The sequence below is a fragment of the Streptococcus suis genome (assembly GCF_002960445.1).
GTDB lineage: Bacteria > Bacillota > Bacilli > Lactobacillales > Streptococcaceae > Streptococcus > Streptococcus hyiners.
On sequence record NZ_POJD01000181.1, the window covers coordinates 1 to 519 of the forward strand.

General features: G+C 39.1%; 1 pseudogene. It reads right to left on the reverse strand.

The features are described from left to right. Positions 1-18: 18 nt before the first annotated feature. Positions 19-336 (reverse strand): annotated as a pseudogene (uppS, locus tag C1G53_RS07640) (polyprenyl diphosphate synthase); the annotation flags it as partial. Between the last annotated feature and the right edge of the window lie 183 nt (positions 337-519).

Genomic DNA, 519 nt, shown 5'->3' on the forward strand with positions numbered 1-519 from the left:
ACCAATCATCTGAATTTAGACATTATTGGCATGGAGTTCAGGAACATACTTATCATAAAACTCCACAGGTAGATTCATGATAAACTTCACTTCTTTTTCCGGTCGAGACCAGTTTTCTGTAGAAAAGGCATAGACAGTTAACACCTTTACTCCCAAATCAGAAGCCGTCTTGGTAACCTTTTGCAGTGCATCCATACCAGCCTTATGCCCCATAATACGTGGCTGCATCCGCTTTTTAGCCCAACGGCCATTGCCATCCATAATCACAGCGATATGCTTAGGGACTTCAATTGCTGTTTCAATGCTTTCTTTCTTTTTAAAATTAAATTTAAACATGGTATTTTCCTTATTGTATAATCGTTTCATTATACCATATTTTTACCTAGGATAGCAAAAATCAGGCAGGGCTAAAACAAGAGAAAACCAAGGTTTCCCTCGGTTTCTCATCCTTATTCTTCAATTGCAGATTCTGGAGTTGCTTCTGGCGTTTCAACTGCCACTTCTTCAACAACTGCCGAT